Genomic DNA, 26876 nt, shown 5'->3' on the forward strand with positions numbered 1-26876 from the left:
TTTGTTGCACCGGGGACGGTGCATTCGACGGGTGTCTGTTCAGCAAATTTACACTTTGATTCAACTGAAATTTGCCTCTTCTCGGAAGAGCGTCTTGAGTTGAAATAGACAGCTGGCTGTCGTTTCCTTCTAAGCTCCTACACAAAAGAAAGGAAAACGATAACAACCAGCTCGCTGTACCATACCCAAGGCATCGTGGGGTTCAATTACGAAAAAAACGAACACACCGCCGGAACGGAAATCTATTACCTTCGCTCTACCGCCATGCAGCAGCCATGCCCGCAATGCCGATCATGGAACTCCTCGCTTGCGGATGCCGGGCGGCACCGTGATATTCGGGGGCTGAGCATTGGTTTAAAAAACGCTGATGCGCATGGCTGTACGCCGCATCAAGTGGCGCGGATGTGGTGCATCGAGCCACGAGCCCATTGTGTTTTGCCCCGATCCGTACGTGCGCTACACCAAATGGGCCGCGCGCTTCGTTCTGGCCCTTTGCACCCAAATGTCGATTTCGGCGGTTGCAAAATTGACCGGTCTGCACGGGGAGAAGAAGCGTTTACGTTCTATCTTTCCTCTGAGGGGGTTATCGGAGCTTCGGTAACGACAATTGCTGACGCAAATTGGGCTTCGTTTTCTACAGTCAACCTGAAATTGTCCACGGTAGATCCAGATCGATTGGGAGTCCCGGTCTCGGCATCATCCAAAAACCCAAACCCTGCATAGCGAATGTCCGGAATGGATTGAAAGGTGTCTTTTCCGAGAAGAATCCCGTTCCAGTAAACGGCCAGCGTCCACCTTGCCTCCGTGGTGTTGAGTACTAATTTCATTGTCCCTAAACCTGTCGCCAAACCATTCAGCCTCCCGGAAGCCAGCGTTTCTGTTACAACATCGTAACCGCCACTTGCTGATCGACAGATACGGGCGGCAGTACCACTGGCGGAAAAGACGGTGTCCGCATCCGCATTTCTAAATCCCAACAAAACGGAGTCGCCCGGATTGGTGCTGTCGTTGTTCAGGTCTGCGGTCAACGTATAGATATTCCCCGGCTCCGGTGAAAACTCGAGAGTTGCATAGGACGGCAACTTCTTGCCGATACCTGTAAATACTGCATTCGTACCCGTTGTGTTGATGCTTTCGCTGGATGACCAAGCGCCGGGAAGCAATCCATCCGGATTCCGCCCGCCGAGATCAGCATTGATTGGACTCCCGTTGAACGTTTCCCCGTAGAGGGTCAGGGAGGGAACGGGAGTGGTCGTTGACAGGATGAAATTATCTACGGTCGCACCAGATACAGCCAATGAATCGGTTCCGCTTCCATCTGAAAACCCAAACCCAACCTGGCTAATGTCCGGCGGAGAGACAAAAGAGTCAAAGCTGACGCGATCAAAATAATTCCAATAGGTGGCCAGCGTCCAAATGTTGCTCGTGGTATCAAGAACCATCCGCAGGGTTCCTGCCCCTGTCGCCAAACCGGGAAGCGTCCCAGATTCTGTGTCGACGTTGTAATAATTGTTTTGTGCGGATCGACAAATCCGGACGACAGCACCACTTGTAGAAAAAAAGGTATTTTCATCCGTATTTCCAAATCCCACCCAAACAGAGTCGTCCGGATTGGTGCTGTTGTTGTTTATGGCGGCGCTCAGCGTATAAATTCTCCCCGGCTCAGGTGAGAAAGGAAGGGTCGCAATAGAAGGCGACTCATCCGTATCAGAAAGCACCGCGTGATTTCCTGTTGTATCAATGCTTCCCTTGGACATCCATGTTCCGGGTAGATTTCCGTTCGGGTTTTGACCATGGAGATCGTCACCGTCCGGGCTGTTCTCAAATGTTTCCGCGTAGAGTGCGACGACGGGATCAGGGTTTGCCGTTCGCACAGGGTATTCTTTATTGGGATCAATTTCCGGAACAAGAACCGGTTCCCTGTTGTAACCAAACTCAACCTCGTTAAAAAGCGTTTTGATCGTTTCCTCCTGATCAAAGCCTTCAAAACCGTTTGCCTGACTCGGCGTGTTGGCATAATACGACGTTTCTTCTCCCGGACGCACCAGTGCAGCAGGCAACATTGCAGTCGCAACGGGATCAATTTCAGGGATTCGATAGGTCATATAGCGCAGCCACGCATTCCTCTCCTCCTTGTTCAGCGCATTCGAGAACCATCGGATTTCCTGAAGTCCCCATGGATCCCAGCTATCATGATAACACACGCCAATCTCGTGCTTCGGATTTACCGGGCTCGTGTCGAGATGGGAGACAATAGGAAGTCGAGTCTCCCAACCGCTGGGATGAATCCCCCGAACAGTTCTTCCATATGCCGCGTGTGAAAAACCGGGAACAAGTTCACAGTTCCATTTTTTGTCGGGGATTTCTTTTGGGGTGACAGCAAACCACATAAAATCGCAAATCAGGTTTCCATCATGGCTTGCACCGATATTGCCATTCCTATCCATAGAGCCTCCATGAGTGATCAAAACTTTACCAAGGCGCGATCGGGGGGCACCTCGTTCACGAATCAACCGAACGGTTCGAGCGACTTCCCCGTAATAATCACCACGACTGGATGATATCGTTAAAATTCCGATATGAACCATATCTACACCGGCATCAATTTGCTCACATGCGGCATAGAACAACCACATGTTGGCCTCCAGCTTTGAGAAGTTGGGGTCTGCGAGATCCCGGTGCGGATTGTCTGTTTTCACCATATCTGTAAAACTGAAGGGGCGAGGAGTTTCCGGGATTGGCAACTCAAACGCCTCATAGACATAATCTGGAATTGTAATCTCAGATACCACGGTTCGCGAGACCTTCTCCATAAAGACAGCACCTCCCACCAGAATCCTTGGATCGATTTCGTTAATCCGCTCGCAGAATCGGCGCACATTATTTAGGTACGTTTCATCAAGCCGATCCTCGTACCCCCACATACCCACAGCAGCCATCATGATCCGAGGACGTATATTGTCGATCATTCGAAAAATGTCTTCTTGATACGGGCGCGCATAAATTCCCTGAGTGAAAAGTGCGCGGCTCATATAACTCTGCAAGACAAAACGGCTATATTGTGGAACAGCAATTGCGTAGCGTTCGGATTGATACAACTCGTCAACTTCATCTGCCGGAAGCGGACGGTCATAGAGACGTATTTCATCAAAATATATTTCTTTAGCACCGCAGGAACCCAGCTTAAGAGTGGGAGAGAACTGAAAGGAAGAGAGTTTCAATGTTTCCCGCAGTTTGCTGTTGATGTAGAGGGAGAGCTTGCCTCCCGAAAAGACCAGCCCTATTTGCGACCACTTGTCTTTCGTCATAAAATAGTCAACATTCAGCTGTTTTTGTTTGGTGCCATCACGAAACTCTAAAAGGATTCCCTTTTCTGCACCATTCCGTAGCACCCACTCGCCATTCTGGGACTGACAAAATACTGCATTCTGATCAGAATACGGGGTTTTTATCCAAAAAAAGAGAGATTGAGCTGCGTTATTTGAAAGGTTAATACAAGTCGGCTGGGTCATGTTTTCAAAATAGAGGCACTGTCCCGCCACGCTATCAAAAAGCCCTTTCAGCTCTCCACCGCGAGGAACGGACAGCTTGCTGCCGCCCGACGCACTGGGGGTTTTCCCTCCAGCCAGAGATTCAAACTCATAATGCGAAATAAGATGCTGTTCATTGCTCGCCAGAGCGGTCATCCCCGTCGCAGATGCGAGCAAACACACCGCAAATTTTCCTCTAATATCTCTCATCATTATTTTCCTCTATTACAATTAACGCATTAAATATTCACTTACTGAAAAGCATACAGATAGCCGTCCGTGCACAACACATACGCCCGCCGCCCCGAAACCGCTGGAATCGACTCCTGTAAAATCCCGCCAATTTTTGTTCGCCAAATAATCTTCGGAGTTCCGTCCGGATTCGGCTCCAGAGAAAGACACGTGACAACGTTGTCGGTAGATGAACCGCAGATCACCGTTTTCGGAGTACACACCGACCCCGTCCAGCCCCCCGCATAATCGTAGTGCCAGAGTTCTTTGCCAGTAAACGTATTCAAACAGAAAAGCCGTGCCCCGAGCGCCACTCCGTCATGATCGATGGTCGTGGAAACGAAGGTATAGTCTCCCGAATGTGACGCGGTGGAATTCATCCGGGTATGTCCTATTGCGGAACGGGGATCTTTAAATTCCCAAATGGTTTCACCGGTATCAATATCCATTGCGGCAAGAGCTTTATGCGTTCGGACAATAAACCGATTCTTCCAAATGGTTCCCGCTGCGGAATCCGGGCAATAGCTCGAATGAATCCATTCTGGAATTCCGGTTTTTTTATTCAACGCATAATACGCACCATCCCACGAACCGGTATAGACCTTTTCATCATCCACTGCGGGCGACGGATAGACCCCTCCCCCGACCAAATGCTCCCAGATTTCTTTCCCGTTTTTTGCATTCAAGGCAATAATCCGACCATCAACCGTGCCCGTAAAAACCTTATCGTCATCCGGCATGCTGGTTACCCAAACCCAGCCGGGGTTTGATGTCCATATCGGTTTCCCGGTGTCTTCGTCGACACAATACATTTCATCATTCCCACCCTGTTGCCCAAAGTAAACACGTCCGTTTTGAACCCCTGGCGCAGCGGAAACCTGTCCCGACGTCTCAAAACGCCAAATTTCTTTGCCCGTTTCCGCATCCAACGCAAACACAAACCGTGACGGCGTCCCGACAAAAACTTTTCCTCGACTCACTGTAGGAGGGCTCTGAAAATCACCGCCGCCGGCAAGAACATCCGCAATAATCCGCTTCCCGTCTTCATACGAACATTCCAACAAGCTATGTTTCCACTGCAGACGACCGGTGATCGGATTAAGTGAATATAAAAACAGATCCGAAGAACTCACCAGAACCCCTTTTTCGGTTCCGCTCAGATCCGCGAAAATCTGATATTCACCAACCTCTTTAGTCCACAGAAGGCGAGCAGACGTCTCGTTATACTGAAAACAATGAACTCGCCCGCTAAGAGTCGCCACATACACCCGGTCGCCCAACACAAACGGCTTTGCCCGAACCCAGTCATCCGCTTCTGTTTTCCACAGCAATTTTCCGGTCTTCAACTCCACGCAATACAGCTCTTTGGTCGCCGAACCGATAAAAACGTTACCCCCTTGAATCACAGGATCCGAAAACAGATGAAACGCCCGCGAATTACCTTTATTCAGGCGCACGCTCCATAAACGGATTCCGGAAAAACGATCAATCCCAAGCAACTCCCCGGACGTTGTCGCCATCACCACAATCCCCTGCGAAACCGCCGGCGTGCAGCGAATCGCATCATCGGCTTCAAAAATCCATTTGATTCGCTGAACCCCGTTTAGATTGAGCGCATAAAGCTTTCCATTCTCTGTGCCGGCAAATGCAACATCATCGTCCAGCAGAATATCCCCGAAAAAATCTCCGATTCGCACCCTCCATGCGGAAGAATCCCCTTTAATAGATACCGTATCCTGCATCCCGACGGTGGCGGGAAACTTCGTCAAATCCAAACGACCGTATGGAAACGCGACAAACTCATCATTCCCGGAAACAGAGGCATAACCGCGCCGATAATCAACACGGTCCGCCGCCGTCTGGCCGACGACCTCCCCGCTTTCTTTATCAATATGAAAAATATGCTCTGCATCATCCGTAAACTCAACATCCCCACTCGGAAGCTTCTCATATTCCCAGCTTCCGCTGGTGGCTCGAATCACCACGCTGTCTTTCCGAATCACCGGAGTGGACGCCGCCTTGGGGGTCGAATAAATCTGCAACCCGTCCTGCTCGGTTTTCCAGATCACATTCCCCGTCTGTTCATCCAGACAGTACAGCAATGTCCGCAACCCCGGCGACGCAATATAAACACGCCCATCCTCAACAGACGCGGTGGCATACCACGCCAGACCGACGGGAAACTTCCAGGCAACCTCGCCGGTAACCGGCCCGGCATCCCGAGAAAATCCGGACTGGTGACGACTTCCGCCAAAGACGGGCCAATCGGTGCTGGATGTGTTTTCCTTAAACAAGTCAGGACTGCCGGAGACCTCAGAAATATAAACCGGATTTTTCAGCAATGCCTCCATTTGGGCATAGGCCTCATCAAGAACCGGGTAGTGCTCCGGCTTCACCGGTCCCCACTGAGACAGAACCAGTCCCGCCTCATGAAGCGAACTCATATCCATCCCCCGATTAATCATATGTCGAAACCAGGAAAACAGCACCGACTGGCGATGCATCGAATTCTCATCATTTGTCGGCACCGTCCGCATCTCCTGCCGAACCTGATCAATCGCAACAACCCCAGTGCTCAACTGTGCAAGCGAATTCGTGTGCAGTAAAAGACTGACCGCCAGAAAAATGAACCCGAACCTACCCATAAATCACTTCCTCCATTCTATACGTTACTGCCCTGCCAGACACCTATGCGGCGGGAGAACACTCAGATGATGTGTTCAAGACTAACACCCGCCACCGCTGACAAAAAGATTGATTCCGTTGAAACCTGAGTGTAGATTTGTTGAATGAAATCAATGGATGACATCTTTTCCTGGCCGACCCTTGAACTGGCACAGCTGGCAGCCGTCTGGCCCGAAGCCATCGGCCGCAAAAGCTGCGGAGATACTCTGCGATCCAACATCAACGGCGGATATGTCAGCTTCAACTATCTTCACCGCGGAACCCTGCGTCACCAACTCGGGCGCAACCCGGAGAGCCTGATCAAAGCCGGCAGCGCATTCGCCATTCTGCCCGGGCAGAACTACTCCTACATCGCCCATGAAGCGGATAAGAACAACCCCCTCATGCTGTGGATCCGTCTGGCCGGCCCCGGCGCAAAGCAACTGGTTCAGACCATGGGAATGGAACCCCGAACCCAGCGCATCCAGATACGGCAGCCAGCCCAGCTCATGACCCTCTGGAAGAAACTCTTTACCCTGCAGGAAAAACATTGCGGAGCGGTCTCGGACGCCGCCGCCATTGCACTGCTCTATCAAATGATCCCACTGTGCTCCCCCGACTCCAACCACACCGGCATGGATGAGGCCCCCGGATCCCTGGCCCAGCGTATTCGAAACTTTATGCATGACGAACTGGAACGCGGTTATAATGTCAGCCAGATTGCTCAGTTTTTCAAACTCTCCCGCTCCAGCCTCTTTCTGCATTTCAAACGGGAATTCAACCAATCCCCGATTGCTATCCTCAAACAGGCCCGTCTATCCAAAGCCCGGCACCTGCTGGCCGAAACCGATCTGCCGACGGAAGCCATCGCCCGAGCCTGCGGATACACCAGCACCAACCACTTTTTCCATCAATTCAAAAGTGAACTGGGCACCACACCGCTGGGCTACAAAGAGCATCCGGAGGAACTGAACCCAAACCACCCCGAATAAACAAATCAACATCCGCATTCAACATAACGTTGCTGTTTACAGCCCCATTCCATTGTTACCTTTAGACTCTTGACTGGGATAAGTGCAGCGCCAGCGGAGCGTGCTGCAAAAACAGAGAAACAAAGAAGGCAATAATGTAACAGAAACAAATGCGCCTTCTGGCCCTTTTAACGCCCCTGCTGTATGGCACAAAACCTGATAATTGGATCCAGCTCAGTGAAATCGTTTTTTGCCCCCGGATCTTGAACCGCTTGGACACTTTCAGATTAGGGATTAATTGAACATTTGCAGAAACCGTTTCAGTAACCACTGAAAAACAAACAAACGGAGAACAACGTGATAAAATTAATCAGAAAAACTGCGGTTTATATTTTAATTATATGTTGTTTTGCTTCGCAGAATGTTCTGGCTACCGACAGTGGCCTGGTTGCACATTTCCCCTATGATGAAATACCGGATTCCCTTGGCGGTTTCGCTTCAAATCATAGAACGTGCCGACAAAGTCGTTGCCAATGGTCTGCCCGCTGCCATACAGGGTCACTTCGTCCAGATCCGGCATAATTTCAAATCCGCCAATAGCACCGGCAAGACCATCGGTCATTCCGCTCATTTCCGGCAACTGGATATCCGGCATACTGGCTCGTTTGACTTTCGTTACAATACGGTTCATTGCTTTTGGTTTGGAACTCTTTTCCACCTTCACTTTAGGCTTCTTGAGCTTCATTTTTGGGCGTTCAACCGGCTGCGGAGGAACAAACTTTTTCTCCTCCTTTTTCACAACATTGAACACAACCAACATACCGGCCAACATAAATACCGCGGCGTGAACCATTAAACTGATCACAAAACCGCTCGGAGCACCCTTGTTAAATTTAACACTTTTACTTCCAGATTTTCGCTTCATCACAAGACCTCTCTAAGTTTCTCTATCTATCCGAGTCCAATTACAACGACCTATCTTAAATCCGTATGCGGGAGATAAAGAAAGAAGGGTTTCCCTTCGTTGGAGACCTTCTCTATCCATGCAATAGCTTCGTCTGCACACCTTTTCGTAAGCTGATCCGGGCCCACGCCGCGCTCAATCACCTGATCATCAATGAAAATGAAGAGGAAGTTCGGTGTTTTGCAACCACCGAAGGACTCGCAAAAGAAAGAGAACACGCAGAGAATAAAATCAGGCCGAGATACTTGGATACTGCTACATTCATTAAATTCAAACTCCTTGGGCACACCATGAAAAAGCCGCCTTTTTTTACTTTCCTTAATTGAAGACACCCGTCTTCAAATCCCGCCCGCAAAACGTCAGCTCCCAGAATCATTTCAATCAAGCGTTTAATGGTAGCAATGGAACGGACCTTAAACATCTGCGTTATGTTGAATGCGGGTGTTGATTTGTTTATTCGGGATTAGAGGCCAGCCCGCAGAAGCGCAACCGCGTCTGCATGAGAAACCGCACGCGGATTGCTGTTGCAGTTGGAATTTTCGCCCAATGCATCGCTGGCAAGCATTTCCAGGGACTCTTCGGTGATGCCGAAACTTCCAAGGCTTGGAACGTCCATCTCCGCGTTCATCGCGCGCACTTTTTCGACAGCGGACTCGCAGCCCATCACCTGCGCGGCCAAAGCATACTTTGCTGCGGCACCCTCATCAGCCAGATTAAAGTCCATCACCTCCGGCAGCAGAATGGCACTGGCCACCCCGTGCGGGACGCCGAAATGTCCGCCGAGCGGCGCGGTCAGACCATGCACGGCCCCTAAACCCGCGTTCGGGAAGGCCATTCCAGCGGTCATGCTGGCCAGCATCACCTTGCTTCGGGCTTCAAGATTCCGCCCATCCTTATAGGCCGTCACCAGATTTTCCGACAGAAGCTGTATGGCTTTCAAAGCCAGCGCGTCCGTAAACGGCGACGCCCCTTTGGTAACCAGCGCCTCCATGGCATGGCAAAGTGCGTCCATACCGGTCGCGGCGGTTACTGCGGGCGGAAGCCCGATCGTGAGTTCCGGATCAACCAGCGAGCAGGAAGCCGCCATCAGCGACGAGCCGACATCAATCAAACGGATACTGCAGGTATTGAAAACGGAAACTGACCTCATCGAGGAGATGATCCGTGAGACCGTTAATTCACATGCGTTAATCTATGCTCAGGTTGAGTGCTTGAAACAGATCAAAGGTGTTGGAGAAGTCACGGCACGGGTCACCATCGCCTTCCTTGGGGAAATAGATAAGCTGACTCGCAATCAACTGGTTGCGTTAGCGGGGGTCGCCCCGTTTAACCGAGACAGCGGGATATTCAAAGGGAAACGGAAAATCATTGGCGGTCGAGCCAAAGTCAGGACGACTCTATATATGGCGACTCATACAGCCTCTATGCACAACCCTGTGATAAAAGAATATGTGGAAGGGCTACGTTCCCGCGGCAAGCCATATAAATGCGCAATGGTTGCGGCCATGAGAAAAATGCTGATCCATATGCAATCGGAATTAAAAAAACTAAATTTAGAGGTTGCCGCATGACACAGTTGCTTTGCGTTGAAAAAAATCCCCTTTTTAGGTTAATGCCTTAGTCTGAGCACCTCAACCAAAGGAGCCAGACAAGATGAAGGGCAAAAGCATCTTCAGCCCCCACGGTCTCTCTATATGAGCTCAGCATCGACGCATCAGCACTGAAAAAGCGTTGTTGGAATTCGCAGCAATCTCCTCTGCAAACCCCGGTAGTGTTTCGTGCTTTTCCTGATCTTCATGCATGAATAGCAGGATGTTGCGCAACATAGCCAGGGCGCCCGCCAAGGTTGGATTGCGGCTGCGTGCTTTGTCCTCCTGCAAAATGGCGTTTTTTCCAGTGATTGCGAATTTCTACGCCGCCCCAGTGACCCCGAATAAACAAATTAACACCCGTATTCAACATAATGTTTCTGTTTTCAGCCCCATTCCAGAGTATAGGTTGAACGCTCGATTGATACGCGCAGCGCACACTGAGGTGTGCTGCAAAAACAGCAAACAAAGAATGGATGAGATGAGATGAGATCAAAATTAATGAAAGCGGCCTTGTTGGGGCTAGTTGTATGTGCGGCAGGGCAGTTGCAGGCGAGTGTGATTGCGGCTTGGGACTTTTCAAACCAGGCGACGAATGCCGGGTCCGTGGCCGGATGGGCGACAATTGCGGATACTGACTTGAGCGCGGGCACGGTCTCCACCGATGTAATTGCCGATGGAGCCAATTATACCTTGAAAGCAATGGCTGGCTACCAAGGAATTTACCTTCTCGATGTTATGACTCAGGGGTATGTAAGCCAAACCGGAGCGGATACATTGCTTGATGTGGGTAATTCGACCGTTGGTAATGACGGCTTTAAGCTTCTTAACATTAATAAAGGAGATGACCGAGTTGCAATTTTTGAACTGGCCGGACTGGTCGAAGGGCAGGAGTATCGAATTCAGGCTGCTGGCTTTATTACGACAAAAGAAGGTGTTTCTGGAAGGAATATTACGATGGAGGCTGCTGGCAAGAGTGCAGAGGTCGCTGATCAGTCCTACATAGATTCTAATAGTAATGGCAAAATTTACGGAAGTTATTCTAAATATATCGACTTCACAGCGGATCCATCTGGAAAGACGGAGATTTCTTTTTGGATAGATGAGGCTTCAGTTTCAGGTATTTCAGGACTTGTTGTGGAAGCCATTCCGGAACCGGCAGCCATCGGCCTTTTCGCGGGTCCCTTGGTCGGCCTCCTGCTTCTGCGACGTCGTCTCAGCTAGGAACCGAAAGTAAAACGAATCAACAGACGCTCTGCTCCGGCAGAGCGTTTGCTGTATGCAACCCGATCCGATCAACGTTTTTACACGGGAATTCAACCAATCCCCAATAGCCGCCCTCAAACAGGCACGTCTGCCCAAAGCCCGGCACCTACCGCCCGAGCCAACAGGCACACCGAACCACCCATTTTTCTCATCCATTCAAAAGCGAACTGGGCACCACACTGCTGGGCTACAAAGAGCCCCCCGAATGAACAAATCAACACTCACATTCAACATAACGATCCTGTTTGCGGCCCCATTCCATTGTTACCTTTCAACACTTGACTGAAGTACGTGCAACGCCAACGGAGCGTACTGCTGATAGTGAAGCAAAGGAGACAATGATGAAACAGAAACAAATGCACCTTCTGGCCCTTTTAATACCCCTGCTGATTGGCGCAGCAGCTCAGGCCGGTTCCATCACCAACTATTATGATGACTTCGAAGGAACCGTAAACGGCGCCAACCTCAACGGGCGAACCGTTCCGGAGGGAACCCTGACCGCCAACTGGTTTTCAAAAAGAAGCATCCAAACGACGGGTTCCGCAGCCAAAATCGTGGACGGCAGCGCCGCCCCTTCCAACGCATCGCTTAAATTCACGCCGGAAGCAGGGAAAGTTTACACCCTCTCTGCAGACCTGAACAACATCAGCACCGCAAATTTCGACACCATCTGGCTGGGCTTCCGGGATACCAATAATGGCAAAGCGGCCTTTTCAACCCGCACCGCCACCGCCGCACGGGTGTTCCGCAAGGCGGATGGCAACTACACGATTCAGACCGAAGGCTCCGCCGGCATCGTTACGGCATCGGGAGCCGGCACCATGAAAGTGGTACTTGATACCACCAAACCCGAATGGACGATCACCACATACTGGAACGGCGAAATTGCCAGCGACACCAACACATGCACTAAAAACCCGACCATCAGCCACGCAGGGTTCGGCTTTTCAGAAGGAGGAGGTGCTGGAGAACCCCGTCAATTTAACTCCACGGTGGACAACTTCAGCCTGACGGTCATTCCGAAACCGGCAACCGTCGGCCTTGTCACGGCCCCCTAGCGTCCCGCTTCCGCAACATCTCCTCAAACAGGAATCCCGGAAGTCATACCGAAGATGCTCTGCTCCGGCAGAGCGTTTGTTGCATGCATCCCGATCCATCAACATATTTACACTGCAATTCAACTGAATCAATCTGTTTAACTATTCAGGGCGGTGCTAGATTTGAATATATCAATTAACAACAATAACGACGAAGACAGGCTTATGACGCACAAACAAAACACAGCACGCTCCCCCAAAGCATCGGTCCTTTCTTTCCGGGAAAAAATCGGATATGGAACCGGCGACCTGGCCATGAGTATCTTCTGGCAATTGTTCGGAATGTTCCTGATGTATTTTTACACCGATGTATTCGGCCTTTCCGCGGCGGCGGTGGGAACGATGTTTCTGGTGACCCGGATCTGGGATACGGCCAACGATGTGATTGCCGGCGTCATCTGCGACCGAACGAAAAGCCGCTGGGGAAAATTCAGACCCTGGCTGCTGTGGGCGGCGCTGCCGCTGGTGATCACAGGGTATTTGACCTTCAGCACCCCCGATCTCGGTGTAACGCAGAAACTGATCTACGCCTACATTACCTACACGCTGGTGGGAATGGCCTATACCATGATCAATGTGCCCTACGGCGCACTGCTGGGGGTGATGAGCCCCAATCCCGACGACCGCGTCAGCCTGGCCTCCTACAAATTCGTACTGGCCTTCGTCGGCTGCCTGGTGGTGCAGGCCCTGACGCTTCCGCTGGTCGCGAAGCTCGGTGGCGGAAACGAGGCGCTCGGTTTTAAGCTGGTGCTGATTATTTACGGTGTTGTGGCCGTCGCGCTTTTTTATGTGACCTTTGCCTCCACGCGGGAACGGGTTAAGCCGCCAAAAGAACAGGACGACAACTTTAGGCGCGATATAAAGAACCTGCTGAGCAACGGCCCCTGGTTGGCTACGCTGGGCGTGGGGATGGCGGTTCTTTTAAGTGTCTCCATCCGCAATGGATCGATCATCTACTATTTTAAATATTATGTCGGCCGGGAGTCGCTCGCGACCTCGTTTATGGTGGCCGGTTCGCTGGCGGCCATTGTCGGCACCATGCTGGTGAAGCCTGTCGCGGTGCGGTTGGGCAAGCGGAATACCTTTATCGGCATGATGGTGCTGAGCGCGGTGCTGATGGGGATGACCTATTTTATGAAGCCGGCGGATCTCATTGCGCTGTTTGTGCTTCAGGTTGTCATCAATCTGATTTCCCAGCCGGCGTTTGCCCTGCTTTGGTCGATGCTTTCCGATGTGGCCGACTACGGGGAATGGAAAGACGGACGGCGCGCAACCGGCCTCGTCTTTTCTGCGGGCAGTATGGCGCTTAAAATGGGCTGGACCATCGGCGGAGCCATCACCGGATGGGTGCTGGCCGGCTACGGATTCGAGGCCAATGTGGAGCAGACCGAGCGCGGCCTGGAAGGAATCCGGCTGTTGCTCAGCCTGCTGCCAATGGGCGGAGCAATCCTCACAGCCATTGCCCTCTGGTTCTATCCGTTGACGGAAAAACGAATGAGAGAAATCGAAGCGGATTTGACTGCGCGTAGAAAAGGAAATAGCAATGAATTTTAAGAATGTAAATGTCGAAGGTTTTCGCGTCCCGACGGGGCAGCATACGGCGGCCGGGCAGGAAGAGTTTGATCATGAGGCGCTGCGCACAAAGCTGCAGGTTGCCTGGCGTTTCACCCAGACCTACAAGCAGTATCAGAACGCTCCCGTTGCGATTCGCGAGGCGCATTGCCTGTCCGAACAGTATCCCGCCACGTGTCAGACCGTTCGGGATCACGATCTGATAGCAGGGCGACTTCTCTATATGCCTTTGGTCGGATTCCAGCTGGAGAATGTAGTCAACTCCGATATCGAAGTGCTGCAGACCGATCGCCGACCGGAATCCGCATTGACGACAGAAGAGAAGCAGGTGCGTGACACCTTGGCTACAGCTCAGAGCGGCTATCTGTCGGATTATTCTTCGTTGCGCCAGTTGCTCACGCTTACGGATGATGAGGCTGAGCAGCGTGCGATTCAGGAGATGATGGATTTCTGGATGGAGGAGGCTTCCGCCCAAAAGTATATGCAGGCATTGCCGCAGGATATTAAGGACGGCTTCGGGCGGGTGACGATGGAGTGCCAGTATGCGTCGACCTTCTTCCGCGTCTGCTGCACGTCCGTGGATTACGACAAACTGCTTCAGCACGGCATTCCCGGCATGCGCACGCTCATCGGCAGCAAAAAAGAGGCGGCCGCCCTCAACGGCGACTCAACCGATCTGTACGAAGGGATGCTGCTCGGCCTCGATGTGCTGGTCAATGTCTGCGATTTTTACCGGAAGCATTGCCTCGACCTGTTCGAGGAAGCAACCGATGCCGCCCGCAAACGCGAACTGCAGAAGATGGCCGCGGCGCTGGACGCCGTAACGAAGCGCAAACCGGAAACCCTGCGCGAAGCGATGCAGCTGTTCTGGGCCTATGACATGATTATCGACACCGTTAACTACGGCCGTATGGACATCTATTTCGGCGATTTTTATGCGCGCGACCTCTACAACGGAACCGAAACGGAGGCGAGTGCCTTTGAGCTGATCATGTCGTTATGGCGCCTGATCTCCGAGCAGGCCGATGACGGCTTCGGCAGCTACCGCTTTAATGCCCGCATCATTGTCGGCGGAAAAGGTCGCCGCAATGAGGCCAACGCCGACCGGTTTGCGGTTGCGGCCCTTGAGGCGACACGGCAACTGAAACGCTGCGAACCGACGACAACGCTGCGTTTCTACAAGGGGCAGAATCCGGAACTGATGGATAAGGCCATGGAATGCCTCAAAGAAGGTTGCGTCCACCCGACGCTTTATAACGACGAACGCCATATTCCCATGACGCAACAGGCCTTCGACGTAACCTCCGAAGAAGCCGAACAGTACCTTCCGCAGGGCTGCGGAGAAATGACGGTCGATCATATCAGCATCGGATCGCCCAACAACATCATCAACTTTGTCTCGGCCCTCGACCTCGTGCTGCACGACGGGTTCAGCACCGAGACGCAGGAAGTGCGCGGCCTGCAGCAGGGCGGACTTGAAACCTTCAACACGTTTGAAAAACTGGTCGGTGCCTTTAAGGCTCAGGTGGACTACACGAACGGTCTGTTCGCCCGCCGCCATATGGTGGAATATCAGGTGGCCCGCGAATCAGCCGCCTACCTGTTCATCAGCATGCTAACCGACGACTGCATTGAGCGCAACAAAGCCTGCTTCGACGGCGGCGTTCGCTACCTCGGCGCCACCATCGAAACCTTTGGGCTGACCAACGTCTGCGACAGCCTGATCGCCATCAAAGACCTGGTCTACGACAAAAAACTGTTGACGCTGGAGCAGATCGTCGCGGCGTGCGACGCGAACTTCCAAGGCTACGAGAAGATTCAGAAGATGCTACTCGGCGCGCCGAAATACGGCAACGATCTGGATGTGATCGATACCTTCCATAAAGAGCTCAGCGCCTGGGTCTGCACAAATGCCAACAAAAAAGCCAAACCGGCCGGACTGCACTATCTGCTTAATTGCAACCTGAACCCGGACGGCATCCGTTATGCGGTCAACACCAAAGCCTCCCCGGACGGCCGAGTGTACGGCGAAGCATTTGCCGTCGGCTGCGCGCCGACCGCCGGTCGCGACCAAAACGGCATCACTGCCGTTCTCAACTCCATGTCGAAGCACGATGAACTGCACTCCGGCTACGTTCACAACCTGAAGGTGGGCCACAGCCTGTTTGCTCCGGAAAACATCGCTGCGTTCCGAGCGCTGATCGACACCTACTTCGAAAAGGGCGGCTGGCAGCTGATGGTTACCGTGCTCAACCCCGACGATCTTAAGAACGCCATGAAGGATCCAAAAAACTATTCGCATATCATGGTGCGTGTCGGCGGCTGGACCGCGCGGTTTGTGGACCTCCCGCCGGAACACCAAACTGATATCCTACACCGGACACTGTATTGCTGATGAATAATAACCCACAACGTGTCGGCACCGTCTTAGATATTCAGCGTTTTTCACTGCACGACGGACCGGGTATCCGCACAACGGTCTTCTTGAAAGGCTGCCCGTTGCGCTGTCTCTGGTGCCACAATCCGGAGTCGATGGATTTTCGACCCGAGATCGGATGGCACACGGAGCGCTGCACCGGCTGCGGTGCCTGCATTGAAGCCTGCCCGGAGGGGTGCCATCAGCTCAGCAAAGAGGGTCAGCTTCATCGGTTCGACCGCGCCGCCTGCACCCGTTGCGAACGGTGCGTCGAAGCGTGCGCATTTGATGCGCTCAGACTCATCGGCAAACGCATGAACGTGGACGACGTGATGGCGGAGGTGCTTAAAGATCTCGCGTATTATACCCGCTCGGGAGGCGGACTGACACTCTCCGGCGGCGAACCGCTGGCTCAGCCTGAATTTGCTGAAGCCCTGCTCTCTGCGGCCCGGTTCGAGGGCATCCATACAGCGGTGGAAACCGCCGGTCAGGTGAGTTTCCAAACGCTGGAAAACATTGTGGAACTCACCGATCTGTTTCTGTTCGACCTCAAAGAAACCGATCCAGTGCGACATGAAACATATACCGGCGTGGACGGTCAGCTGATTCGCGAAAATCTGCAGCGACTCGACGCCCTGGGGGGCGCGGACATCATCCTTCGCTGCCCGATCATACCGACCCTCAATGACCGCCCTGACCATTTTGCACAAATCTCAGAGCTGGCGAATTCGCTGCAACATATCCGGAAAGTAGATTTGATGCCCTATCACCCGTTTGCCGCACACAAACACCAGGAAATCGGCAAGCCGAATCCGCTCCGCGGAATCGATGCTCCGACAGAAACCCAAAAAGAACAATGGAAGCATGCACTGCAGGGTTCCTGTCCGGTTCACATCTAACAAGGAGACACCCCTATGATTGAAGATATCGAAATTTTTCACAATAAGACTGAATATGTTATGCGCGGACAGGCCTCCGGTGCACATCTGTTTTCCTCACCGGATGCCGGACTGGTAATTCAGCGAGCCATCGATTCGTTCAACGGCGAAGGCGGGGAGGTGCTGCTTCACCGCGGAATCTATGAACTGAACGCCCCCATTCAACTGGACAGCCGCTGCGTGCTCCGCGGAAAAGGCGTTGCCACCTGCCTGAAACTCACACCGGCGAATGAACAGGGGATCGGCATCCTCTGCGAGGATAAAGACTATGCCTCTGTCTGCAACTTGAGTCTCCGCCCTGCGGCCCGCGGAACCGGCGTGGCGGGAATAGTCCTTCACAGCAGCGGGTGCTGTCAGATTCGCGAGGTTCGCTGCAAAGGGTTCGCCTCGTACGGCATATGGATGCGTGAAAACAGTTTTCTCTGCGAAATATCACGCTGTCAGCTGGCCGATAATCAAAAATCCAACCTGTTCATGCAAAATCTGCGAGATGGAGGCCGCGGCGGCGATTTTCTGCCCGGACTGGTGAGCGGGCTGACCATCTACGGCGGCGGCAACGGCATCGAATGTGAACACGCGCTGGTGCTGAATATCACCTCCTGCCTCATTCTTCATCCCGGCAAAATCGGCATTCACATTCACTCCGAAAGCAACAGCGTTCTGGTCTCCGGCTGCCGCACACTGCAGGTGGAGATGGACTGCGTTGTGGTGCAGGATTCTCATGAAATCAACCTGTCGAGCAACATCTTCTGCTGGCACCGCGATCATGGAATTATTCTGGATAATGTGAAGTGGGGAACGGTTTCCGCGAACAACATCATCGATACCGGTGTGCGGGCACATGATAAAACACTGCGCAACGGCATTATCCTGCGCAATGGTACCTCCAGTGTTCAGGTGACCGGCAATGCGTTGTTTAACTGGGGCGACCAAATGCCGATGCAAACCGGTATCGATGAGGATGCATCCTGCCGCGTCAACCTGATGGCCAATAACAATGTGAATTACTACACCGAACAGGATGTCATCTCCCGCGGAGCGCAGAGTCTGGCCCAAGGCAATGTCGGCATCGGCCCCGAAGCGTGGCTCGGTATGGATCGAGATCCCTATCCGGACTTTTCCCTGGATGGCCTGAACACTTTTCTTGAAAACAACTTTGAACGATAATCTTTCCGGGAGCTTACATACATGGAGACAACAACTGAACACGACCGGATCTGCCGGATCCTCGCCAACGAAACACTGGAGGATCTGCAGACCAATGTCCTGCCGTTCTGGCTGAAGATGATCGATCGCAGCAACGGCGGTTTCTACGGCCAAATAGACTTTAACGGCACACTGAACCGGGACGCCTCAAAGGGCGGGATTTATATCAGCCGGATTCTGTGGACCTTCGCCCGGGCCTACCGCCTGCTCGGCAACCCCGACTATCTGACCGCGGCGCAGACCGCCTGCGATTTTCTAACCACCAAACTCTGGGACGAATCATTCGGCGGCATTTTCTGGAGTGTGGATGCGCTGGGCAATCCGCTCGACACCAAAAAAATGTTTTACGTGCAGGCATTCGCCATCTATGGACTGTCCGAGCTGCACCGCGCAACCGGGTCAGATGCGGCTCTGGATAAGGCGCGCGAACTCTACGAACTGATCGAAATACACGCGTACGACCCGGAGCACAAAGGCTACTTTGAGGGGGCTTCCAGAGACTGGAAAACCGTCGAGCCCATGATTCTCGGCGAAGATGAGGAGCCGACCCATAAGTCGATGAATACACACCTGCATATTCTGGAGGCCTACTCCAATCTGCTGCTGGCCTGGGACAACAACGGCCTACGCGCTAAACAGCGCGAGCTGGTTCAAGTGATGTGCGAAAAAATCGTCGATCCACAGACACACCACTTCAAGCTCTATTTCGATGCGCAGTGGAATGCCAGCAACGAGCACATTTCCTATGGCCACGATATTGAGGGCAGCTGGTTGCTCGAAGAAGCCGCCACCATTCTCGGCGACTCAGATCTGATCGATCAAGTCACCCCGATTGCCCTGAAGATGGGAAAAACCATTTATGACGCGGGCATTGATGAAGCTGATATTGTTCAGTGGGAAGGCGACGCCACCGGCGTGGTTGACACCAAAAAATACTGGTGGGCGCTCGCCGAGCAAGTGGTCGGATTCTTCAATCTGTATCAGATGACCGGAGAAAAAAAGTATCTGGATGTCACCTGCAATGCGTGGGGCTATATCCGCGAGCAGTTGATCGACTGCGAACACGGAGAATGGATCTGGGGCCGCTTCGAAGACGGGACCCCGATTCCCAAGGACAAAGCCGGAATCTGGAAAGGTCCTTACCATAACGGGCGCATGGCGCTGGAATTATTTGAACGAGTTAAACGATAGAAAAGGAAAAAGAACAATGAGCAATCTCTTTGATGAACGTATGGCCGCACTGACGGCGGAGCACGAAGGCCTGATTCAGGCAAAAAACGAGCCGGTTCTTCCCGGAAACGGCATTTATACAAAATGGACCAATCCGGTGGTCACCGCTGCGCACGCGCCGCTGCACTGGCGCTACGACCTGAACCCGGAAACCAACCCCTTCCTGATGGAACGAATCGGAGTGAATGCGGCACTCAACCCCGGAGCCATTGAATTCAACGGTAAGATCTGCCTGATGGTGCGCACCGAAGGAGCGGATCGCAAAAGTTTCTTTGCTGTGGCGGAGAGCGAAAACGGCGCAGACAACTTCCGTTTTTGGGACAAGCCGGTCGTCATGCCGGAAACGGACCGGCCAGACACGAATGTATATGATATGCGCCTGATCGAGCACGAAGACGGCTGGATCTACGGCCTGTTCTGCGCCGAACGAAAAGATCCCTCTGCACCGGAACACGACGCCTCCATAGCCGAGGCGCAGAACGCCATTGCCCGCACCAAAGATCTCGTCAACTGGGAACGTCTCGACGACCTGAAAACCCCGTCGCCCCAGCAGCGCAACTGCGTCCTGCATCCCGAATTTGTGGACGGGAAATATGCCTTCTACACCCGCCCGCAGGACGGCTTTATCGACTGCGGATCCGGCGGCGGCATCGGCTGGGGACTGGCCGATGACATTGAACACGCCGTGATCCCCGAAGAGACCATCATTGATGAAAAAGTGTATCACACCATCAAGGAGGTCAAGAACGGAGCCGGCTGTGTGCCGATTAAAACCGACGAAGGCTGGCTGCATATCGTCCATGGTGTGCGCGGCTGCGCGGCCGGCCTGCGCTATGTCATTTATGCCTTTTTGACCGAGCTGGAACGCCCCTGGGTTCCCAAATACACGCCGGGAGGAGCCCTGATTGTGCCGGAGGGAGAAGAGCGCGTCGGCGATGTATCCAACGTGGTCTTCACCAACGGCGCGGTCGTGCGCGGCGACGAGGTCTTCATCTACTATGCTTCCAGCGACACCCGCTGCCACGTGGCCACCAGCACCGTTGCCCAGCTGGTCGACTACTGCAAAAACACACCGGCCGACCCCCTGCGCAGCTATGCCTGCGTACAGCAGCGCATGGAACTCATTGATCGCAATCTCGAACTCATGAAGTAAACTGGAAAGCCCGGCCGCCGGAGCAAGCGGTCGGGCCATTCGCATCAGACGTTGATAACACAAAGAAGGATCATCGAAATGAAATCAAAAACCACCGCTCTTTTCGCCGCGCTCTTCTGCTTCACGATGGCTGCCACCAGCGGTCAGGCCGCAGAACAGCCCAACATCCTTTATCTGGTGGTCGACGATCTGAACCGGGGCGATCTGGGCTGTTACGGCGGAACCATTCCGACTCCTCATATCGACCAGCTCGCCCGCGAAGGCGTCCGCTTTACCTCCTGCTATGCCACCTCGGCCGTCTGCACCCCCTCTCGCTACAACCTCCTCACCGGTCAGTATGCCTCCCGCTCGAAATGGTTGCGCGAAAACGAATGCCCCGACACGACGAACGCGTTCATCCGCTGGAACACCAATCTGGAGCCGGGCGACGAAACACTGGCCACTTTCCTCAACGACTACGACACCGGGTATGTCGGCAAATGGCATAACGGCCTGCCGGTTCTTCGCCATATCCCGGCCGTCTCCGAACCGCAGGATCCGGAAATGGCGGATCACTACATCGAAAACCAGAAAATCGCCTGCCGCTTCGTCGAAAAAACAGCCGGATTCGACGAGGCCCGCGCAGTGTACCTGACCAACGTCTCCTGGCTTCCGCTTTCACAACGACTGATGACCCATCATCAGCACTGGCTGACCTATCACGCCGTTTCCTATCTGAAAAGCACAACCCCGTCCAAACCGTTCCTGCTCTACATGGCCACCACCCTGCCGCATCTCCCCAGTGCCATGGATGCACTCAACTGCGATCCGCGCGCCTCCTTACTGGGCTATCGCGATGAACATCTCAACATCCAGCCCTCTTACGCCAACCTCAAAGAACGGGTCGCCCAGGCCGGACCGTTTCAGGACGAAGAAGCCGAAGGCAGCTATGCGGCTACCATCTGGCTGGACGACGCCGTAGGCCGGATTCTTCAGGAACTGGAGGAAAACGGACAGGCCGACAACACGATCGTTGTGCTGGTCAGCGATCATGAGCTACATGAAAAAATGACCTGCAACATGGGGAAAACCACGCTGATCATCCGGGCTCCCGGCATTAAGCCGGCCGTTGTAGACACGCTGGTCAGCACAGTCGACATTGTCCCGACCCTCATGGATTTATGCGGAAAAAAAGTTGCCCCCGAACAGTTTGACGGACGCAGCTTTTCCGCCGCACTGCACGGCAATCCCGCAGAAATACAGGATGCCGTTTATCAGGAAATCACCTACACCCGGGCCGTTACCACAAAACAGTGGAAATACATCGCCACCCGCTTCCCGGAAGAGATTCAGGCAAAAATCACGCCGGACAACCGGCGCGACTTTAATCAGGAAGGAACCACCTATTCAGTCGGGGACAGCAATCTTGCCCGGGTGCGATACAACTCAGACAAAAAATTTCCGGGCTACTACGACGACGATCAGCTCTACAACCTGACAGAGGATCCAAACGAACAAACCAATCTGGCCCAGAAACCGGAATACGCCGGAGTCCTTGCCGAAATGAAGAAAAAACTTCGCACCTACAGCCTGGATCTTCCCCATCAGTTTGCAGAGTTCACAGACTCCGACTTGCAGTAACGGAAGTGATCGGCCTGATGACAGGCCGAAATACAGGCTCAACATCCCCAACTGGAAAACGCTGCTAACGGGCGTTAAACCTGATATAGAACTGGGGTTTGAGTTCTGCCACCCTTTCCGGTGCCCGGAGGAGTGAAACCTCCTCCTTATACTCCTGTGCCACCTCACCGTCTGCGGTTTCGGCAACATCACCAACAATCACATGATTGTCGTGACAGTGCTTTTAGTATTACTTCTTGGGACTGCAATAAACACAATCACCAGTTCCCTTGCATTTAGAGCAATTGACTTTTTCTTTACCTTTGGCCACCTTTCCCGACCCTTGGTATGTGGCACAGGTTCGTATGCCGCCACCAAAGCCGTTGACTTTATACCTGCCTTTTCCGCGGCAATATTTTCCATAGCATTTTATCCAGCGTGTTTCATATGAGCTCCCTTTCCCGTTACAACTTATGCAACGACCGCTTCCGTTGCATTTTTCACAGGGAGTGTCGCCTCCGGAAAATTTGTTTTTCACCAGTGCTGCATATTGATCGGGATGCTGTTGTGTCCATAAACTTTATCTTGGCGAGGCCAATCCGAGAGGATCATGGAGTCCGAGCGGTTATCTTTTTTCCCATCCCATGAATATTGCAATTGGTTGAGTATTTTAGTGGTTCCCGGGTTGGAGTATCTTTCGGCCTTATAGTTGTTTCGAGGGGATGAAACCCGGCTTTTTACCTCATCGGCAGCAGGGTAAGATCGTGTGAGAGCGGGTCCAAATAAGTTCTTGGATAAGTTGTATAATCCTTCTTTTTCACCATGGATCGACTGGAAGCTAATCTCCCAAAGCTTTTCACCAAGAAAGCGAATTTTAATATTCTGGACACGAACCCTTCCATATATAATTTGTCCCCGAATTTCAGAGGTGTGAATGTGCCAAGCTCCTCTCCAGTGATCATCAACCAGAGTCATGGTATACCCATTGTTGCTTAGAATTTTGTTAACTTCATCGCCGTGCATCCCCCACTGGAGACCTTTTAGGAAATCTGTTTGCCATTTGAAATCAGAACTTCCGGTTGCAGATGCTTAATCCACTCCATCTGCAACCAGCTGTTTCCGTCTTGCGCCGCACGAGGATGGGCAACAAGCAACGGCTTCAACGCCTCTGTCTGCTCAACCAACTCAAACGCCTTTACCGCATCCAGATAGCTCGATCCATCATAGTCAAAATAGACCATAAAACAGAGCTTCCCCTGAACTTCTGTAGAAAAAAACTGAGGTTGGTAATGTCCTCTTTCTTGAATGCTTTAATTGCCTTCTTTTCATTCAGCGTTTTCAGTGCAGATTGCAGGGCCTCGACCCGCCCATCTTTCGCCGAGGCAAATAACATGACGTGCGTCTGCCTGCCTGAGAGAAGATAATTTTCATACGGAGACAATGCGCTCACTGATAGACAGGCGAGCACGGAAGACAAAATAATTCCCATTTTAAATTTCACAATAACGCTCCTTCTCTGTTTCGAATTAATGCTTAATAAACTCCTGCTCCAGCTCCTCGATCGTGCAACCCTTGGTTTCCGGCAACTTGAAGATATAGAACGGAATGGAAATCAGAACAATGGCCGCAAAGACATAGAAGATATAACCGGTCGGCATAGTTGCATCCATAACTGGAAACAACTGAGCAACGGAAGCACTGGTTACCCAGATGGCAATGCTGGCAAACGAAATCGCCATACCGCGAATCCGGTTTGGAAAGACCTCGGAGATAAACACAAACTTCACCGGACCAATCGCGCAAGCAAAGAAAGCGATAAACGCATTCACGGCAATCACAATCGGCATCCCCATGCTGTTTTGAAGGAACAGAGTGCCAATGACAATGTGCGAAATCAGTGCGCCGACAGAACCGATAATCAACAGCTTTTTCCGGCCAAGAATATCCATAAAGAACAGAGCAAATACCGTCGCAACCATATTCACAATTCCAATCGACAGTGAGCTGCCCAAAGCGTCCCCCTGAGTAAATCCAGCCGTTTCAAAAATATTCGGGGCATAATACAACACCGCCGCAATCCCGCAGGCTTCGGCAAAAAAACAGACCAGCATGGAAAGAACCAGTGGCCGACACAGTTTGGCGGTAAAGAGGTCCCACACATGAACATCGCTTTCCTGGCCGATTGCAGTCTGGATCTCATTGCTCACTGCTGCCCCGCGTTCGACTCCATTAATACGTTGCAAAACCCTCAGGGCTTTGTCTGTGAAACCTTTTTTTGACAACCAACGGGGTGTTTCCGGAAGAAATGCAGTACACAACAAAAGAAGAATGCCCGGAATCGCTTCAGCTGCAAACATCGCTCGCCAGTGCTGGTCTACCGCAAACCACTTCCAAAACGAGGACATTGACTTTGCATCTACATTCGCTTCTGCAAACCTAAAAATTTTCCAGTTAACAAGCAGGCAGATTACAATCCCGGCTGTAATGGTGAACTGATAGAGTGTCACTAACCCGCCCCGGTATTTTTCCGGAGCCACTTCTGAAATGTAAAGCGGGCAAACCATAGTAGCGGCCCCAATCCCGAGTCCGCCGATCAAACGGGCGACAATCAGCTGAACCGCGCTACCGGACAACCCGCTCCATATCGCAGAAATGAAGATCAAAATGGAGGAAAGAATAATAAGCGCCTTTCGTCCAAATTTATCGGCAATGAATCCGGAACAAAACGAGCCAAGCCCGCAGCCAATCAGGACACTGCTGACAAAAAACCCGGTCTGCCCCGGCGTAAACTGAAAAAGCTCCGTCACCGCAGAAGTCGTCCCCGACACAACAACCACATCATATCCGAAGAGAATGCCTCCGGCACCGGCCACTACGCAGATAAACCATAAATAAAGACTAGGACTGGCTGTTTTTACCTCACTCATTAAACATCTCCTTTTGCCGCCTTGAGCAGCGCTTCAATATTACATGGCAGAATATCTGCATCAAACCATCTGGGCTCGGTATGCGTATCGATCCACTTTCCCATTTCAGCGATCGAAGATAGGAAGGGGGACGGCTTTTGCAACCAACAGCAACTGTTCGACTAACATTAGGACACTAGTGATTTATTACACTGTCATCCCATAGATTTTAAATAAAAAGGCTGGCTTGTGAGCTCTAAATCCTCCACTCGGAGGGTATGAAAAAACAGAGACAAAAACACAAACCAGCCGGACATAGGTATACAACCTTGAAGCAATTGTGCAATCTGATTCCCGGACACATGGTCACGAACCTTGCGAAGAAGCATGGCGTCGATGCCCGAAGCCGGACGTACACGCCATGGAGCCATGTGGTTTCGCTGCTTTATGCCCACTTTGCTCATGCGCTCGGGCTTAACGATGTATGCGACGCGCTCCAGATGAATGCGGCGGCGCTCTCCACCATCCGCGGTGCGGTTCCACCGTCCCGCAACAACCTGAGCCATGCGAATCAAGTGCGCGACGCGAACATGGCCGAAGAGCTTTATTGGAGCATGATGAAGCATCTGATGGACACGGTGCCTGGTTTTGCGAAGGGAAAGGTGCGTAGTGGATACCTCCGTCGCTTCAGCAAGGCGATCCATGCGCTCGATTCGACCACGATACAGCTGGTGGCCAATAGCATGGACTGGGCAAAGCACCGCCGCCGCAAGGCCGCCGCGAAGTGCCACATGCGTCTGGACCTGCAAAGCTTCCTTCCACGATGTGCCATTGTCGACACGGCAAAACACCATGACAGCCGCAAGACCTTGAGCTTGTGTGCCGACCTTGAAGCCGGAGAAATCGTTGTATTCGACAAGGCTTATATCAAATTCAAGCATCTCTTTGAGCTAACGGAGCGCGGCATTAATTGGGCGGGTCGAGCGAAAGACAACATGCAGTACACGGTGATGCGCTCCCTCGAAACGACTAAAAACAAGCGCATCCTTCGCGACGAAGTCATCGAGCTGATGCTCGAAAAATCGAAGAAGGCCTACCCGTGCGAGTTGCGCCGCGTTGTAGCCCTCGTGGAGATCAACGGCAAGGATGTCGAAATGGTCTTCCTGACCAACCATCTGGAGTGGAGCGCGTGGACGGTCGCGGAGCTCTACCGCTGCCGGTGGGATATCGAGGTGTTCTTTAAGGAAATCAAACAGACGCTCCAGCTCTCCGACTTTCTCGGCTACAGCGCTAATGCCGTACGCTGGCAGGTATGGACCGGGCTGCTCGTCCATCTGCTGATGCGCTGTCTCAAATTCATGCACGGATGGGATCACAGCTTCAAGCGCCTGTTCACCGTCGTAAGGGTCTCGCTTTGGCGTCGCTGGAACCTGCCCGCCTTGCTGGAATCCTATGGGACAGCCAAACCACCCGGTCGCATCCGAGGAGCACCGGAACAGGCGTATCTGCCGGGGTTCATCTAAATGCTGTGGGACAGCCAACTG

23 protein-coding genes are annotated in these 26876 nt (G+C 52.5%); 13 read left to right on the forward strand and 10 right to left on the reverse strand.

Annotated elements, in window-relative coordinates:
* The first annotated feature begins 373 nt into the window (after positions 1-373).
* A complete protein-coding gene (locus tag SCARR_RS29500; RefSeq protein WP_407984806.1) occupies positions 374-601 on the forward strand; it encodes a transposase family protein in 228 nt (75 codons plus the stop codon).
* On the opposite strand, the gene SCARR_RS08035 is transcribed toward SCARR_RS29500, so the two are convergent.
* Positions 564-3743 (reverse strand): LamG domain-containing protein, encoded by a 3180-nt coding sequence (locus tag SCARR_RS08035; protein WP_136060968.1) that lies wholly within the window; start codon positions 3741-3743, stop codon positions 564-566. The genes SCARR_RS29500 and SCARR_RS08035 overlap by 38 nt on opposite strands.
* Before the next feature lie 38 nt (positions 3744-3781).
* Complete coding sequence (locus SCARR_RS08040) at positions 3782-6406, reverse strand: outer membrane protein assembly factor BamB family protein (RefSeq protein WP_136060969.1); 2625 nt, start codon at positions 6404-6406, stop codon at positions 3782-3784.
* 144 nt (positions 6407-6550) lie between these two features.
* On the opposite strand from SCARR_RS08040, the gene SCARR_RS08045 reads away from it, so the two are divergent.
* Positions 6551-7417 (forward strand): helix-turn-helix domain-containing protein, encoded by an 867-nt coding sequence (locus SCARR_RS08045; RefSeq protein ID WP_136060970.1) that lies wholly within the window; start codon positions 6551-6553, stop codon positions 7415-7417.
* Between the two features lie 409 nt (positions 7418-7826).
* Here SCARR_RS08045 and SCARR_RS08050 read toward each other — a convergent pair whose 3' ends face one another.
* The 3 genes from SCARR_RS08050 to SCARR_RS08060 all read right to left on the reverse strand — a co-directional run bounded on the left by SCARR_RS08050 (position 7827) and on the right by SCARR_RS08060 (position 9510).
* The gene (locus SCARR_RS08050; RefSeq protein ID WP_136060971.1) at positions 7827-8321 is read right to left on the reverse strand and encodes a hypothetical protein; all 495 of its coding nucleotides are present in this window, start codon (positions 8319-8321) and stop codon (positions 7827-7829) included.
* Between the two features lie 50 nt (positions 8322-8371).
* Positions 8372-8692, reverse strand: coding sequence for a hypothetical protein (locus SCARR_RS08055; protein ID WP_136060972.1), 321 nt, complete (start codon positions 8690-8692; stop codon positions 8372-8374).
* Positions 8693-8823: 131 nt separating this feature from the next.
* Positions 8824-9510 (reverse strand): iron-containing alcohol dehydrogenase, encoded by a 687-nt coding sequence (locus SCARR_RS08060; protein ID WP_136060973.1) that lies wholly within the window; start codon positions 9508-9510, stop codon positions 8824-8826.
* On the opposite strand from SCARR_RS08060, the gene SCARR_RS08065 reads away from it, so the two are divergent.
* The 10 genes from SCARR_RS08065 to SCARR_RS08110 all read left to right on the forward strand — a co-directional run bounded on the left by SCARR_RS08065 (position 9488) and on the right by SCARR_RS08110 (position 22447).
* On the forward strand, positions 9488-9931 hold the full coding sequence (locus SCARR_RS08065; protein ID WP_168433121.1) for a transposase: 444 nt from the start codon (positions 9488-9490) through the stop codon (positions 9929-9931). The two genes, SCARR_RS08060 and SCARR_RS08065, sit on opposite strands and share 23 nt — an antisense overlap.
* Positions 9932-10435: 504 nt before the next feature.
* Positions 10436-11173 carry a hypothetical protein gene (locus SCARR_RS08070; protein ID WP_136060975.1) on the forward strand — a complete coding sequence of 246 codons (738 nt, stop codon included), beginning with the start codon at positions 10436-10438 and terminating at the stop codon, positions 11171-11173.
* Between the two features lie 380 nt (positions 11174-11553).
* The gene (locus SCARR_RS08075; protein ID WP_168433122.1) at positions 11554-12273 is read left to right on the forward strand and encodes a hypothetical protein; all 720 of its coding nucleotides are present in this window, start codon (positions 11554-11556) and stop codon (positions 12271-12273) included.
* A 204-nt stretch (positions 12274-12477) separates the two neighbouring features.
* Positions 12478-13866: an MFS transporter gene (locus tag SCARR_RS08080; RefSeq protein WP_136060977.1), complete on the forward strand. Its 1389-nt coding sequence runs from the start codon at positions 12478-12480 to the stop codon at positions 13864-13866.
* A complete protein-coding gene (locus SCARR_RS08085; RefSeq protein WP_136060978.1) occupies positions 13856-16279 on the forward strand; it encodes a pyruvate formate lyase family protein in 2424 nt (807 codons plus the stop codon). The genes SCARR_RS08080 and SCARR_RS08085 overlap by 11 nt, the downstream gene beginning before the upstream one ends.
* Entirely contained in the window at positions 16279-17199 is a 921-nt protein-coding gene (locus SCARR_RS08090; RefSeq protein WP_136060979.1) for a glycyl-radical enzyme activating protein, read from the forward strand. The genes SCARR_RS08085 and SCARR_RS08090 overlap by 1 nt, the downstream gene beginning before the upstream one ends.
* A 15-nt stretch (positions 17200-17214) precedes the next feature.
* Positions 17215-18405 (forward strand): right-handed parallel beta-helix repeat-containing protein, encoded by a 1191-nt coding sequence (locus SCARR_RS08095; RefSeq protein ID WP_136060980.1) that lies wholly within the window; start codon positions 17215-17217, stop codon positions 18403-18405.
* Between the two features lie 21 nt (positions 18406-18426).
* Complete coding sequence (locus tag SCARR_RS08100) at positions 18427-19635, forward strand: AGE family epimerase/isomerase (protein WP_136060981.1); 1209 nt, start codon at positions 18427-18429, stop codon at positions 19633-19635.
* Positions 19636-19651: 16 nt separating this feature from the next.
* A complete protein-coding gene (locus SCARR_RS08105) occupies positions 19652-20827 on the forward strand; it encodes a glycoside hydrolase family 130 protein (RefSeq protein WP_136060982.1) in 1176 nt (391 codons plus the stop codon).
* Positions 20828-20905: 78 nt separating this feature from the next.
* Positions 20906-22447 carry a sulfatase family protein gene (locus tag SCARR_RS08110; protein ID WP_136060983.1) on the forward strand — a complete coding sequence of 514 codons (1542 nt, stop codon included), beginning with the start codon at positions 20906-20908 and terminating at the stop codon, positions 22445-22447.
* A 198-nt stretch (positions 22448-22645) separates the two neighbouring features.
* On the opposite strand, the gene SCARR_RS08115 is transcribed toward SCARR_RS08110, so the two are convergent.
* From SCARR_RS08115 to SCARR_RS08135, 5 genes are all read right to left on the reverse strand, one after another.
* The gene (locus tag SCARR_RS08115; RefSeq protein WP_136060984.1) at positions 22646-22849 is read right to left on the reverse strand and encodes a hypothetical protein; all 204 of its coding nucleotides are present in this window, start codon (positions 22847-22849) and stop codon (positions 22646-22648) included.
* Positions 22850-22960: 111 nt separating this feature from the next.
* Positions 22961-23401 carry a hypothetical protein gene (locus SCARR_RS08120; RefSeq protein WP_136060985.1) on the reverse strand — a complete coding sequence of 147 codons (441 nt, stop codon included), beginning with the start codon at positions 23399-23401 and terminating at the stop codon, positions 22961-22963.
* Between the two features lie 65 nt (positions 23402-23466).
* Complete coding sequence (locus tag SCARR_RS08125) at positions 23467-23667, reverse strand: hypothetical protein (protein WP_136060986.1); 201 nt, start codon at positions 23665-23667, stop codon at positions 23467-23469.
* On the reverse strand, positions 23622-23927 hold the full coding sequence (locus SCARR_RS08130; protein WP_136060987.1) for a hypothetical protein: 306 nt from the start codon (positions 23925-23927) through the stop codon (positions 23622-23624). Before SCARR_RS08130 ends, SCARR_RS08125 begins: the two co-directional genes overlap by 46 nt.
* A 25-nt stretch (positions 23928-23952) precedes the next feature.
* The gene (locus SCARR_RS08135; RefSeq protein WP_136060988.1) at positions 23953-25353 is read right to left on the reverse strand and encodes a sugar porter family MFS transporter; all 1401 of its coding nucleotides are present in this window, start codon (positions 25351-25353) and stop codon (positions 23953-23955) included.
* Between the two features lie 257 nt (positions 25354-25610).
* On the opposite strand from SCARR_RS08135, the gene SCARR_RS08140 reads away from it, so the two are divergent.
* On the forward strand, positions 25611-26855 hold the full coding sequence (locus tag SCARR_RS08140) for an IS4 family transposase (RefSeq protein ID WP_136060137.1): 1245 nt from the start codon (positions 25611-25613) through the stop codon (positions 26853-26855).
* Positions 26856-26876 lie beyond the last annotated feature (21 nt).

The organism is Pontiella sulfatireligans, assembly GCF_900890705.1.
Classification (GTDB): domain Bacteria; phylum Verrucomicrobiota; class Kiritimatiellia; order Kiritimatiellales; family Pontiellaceae; genus Pontiella; species Pontiella sulfatireligans.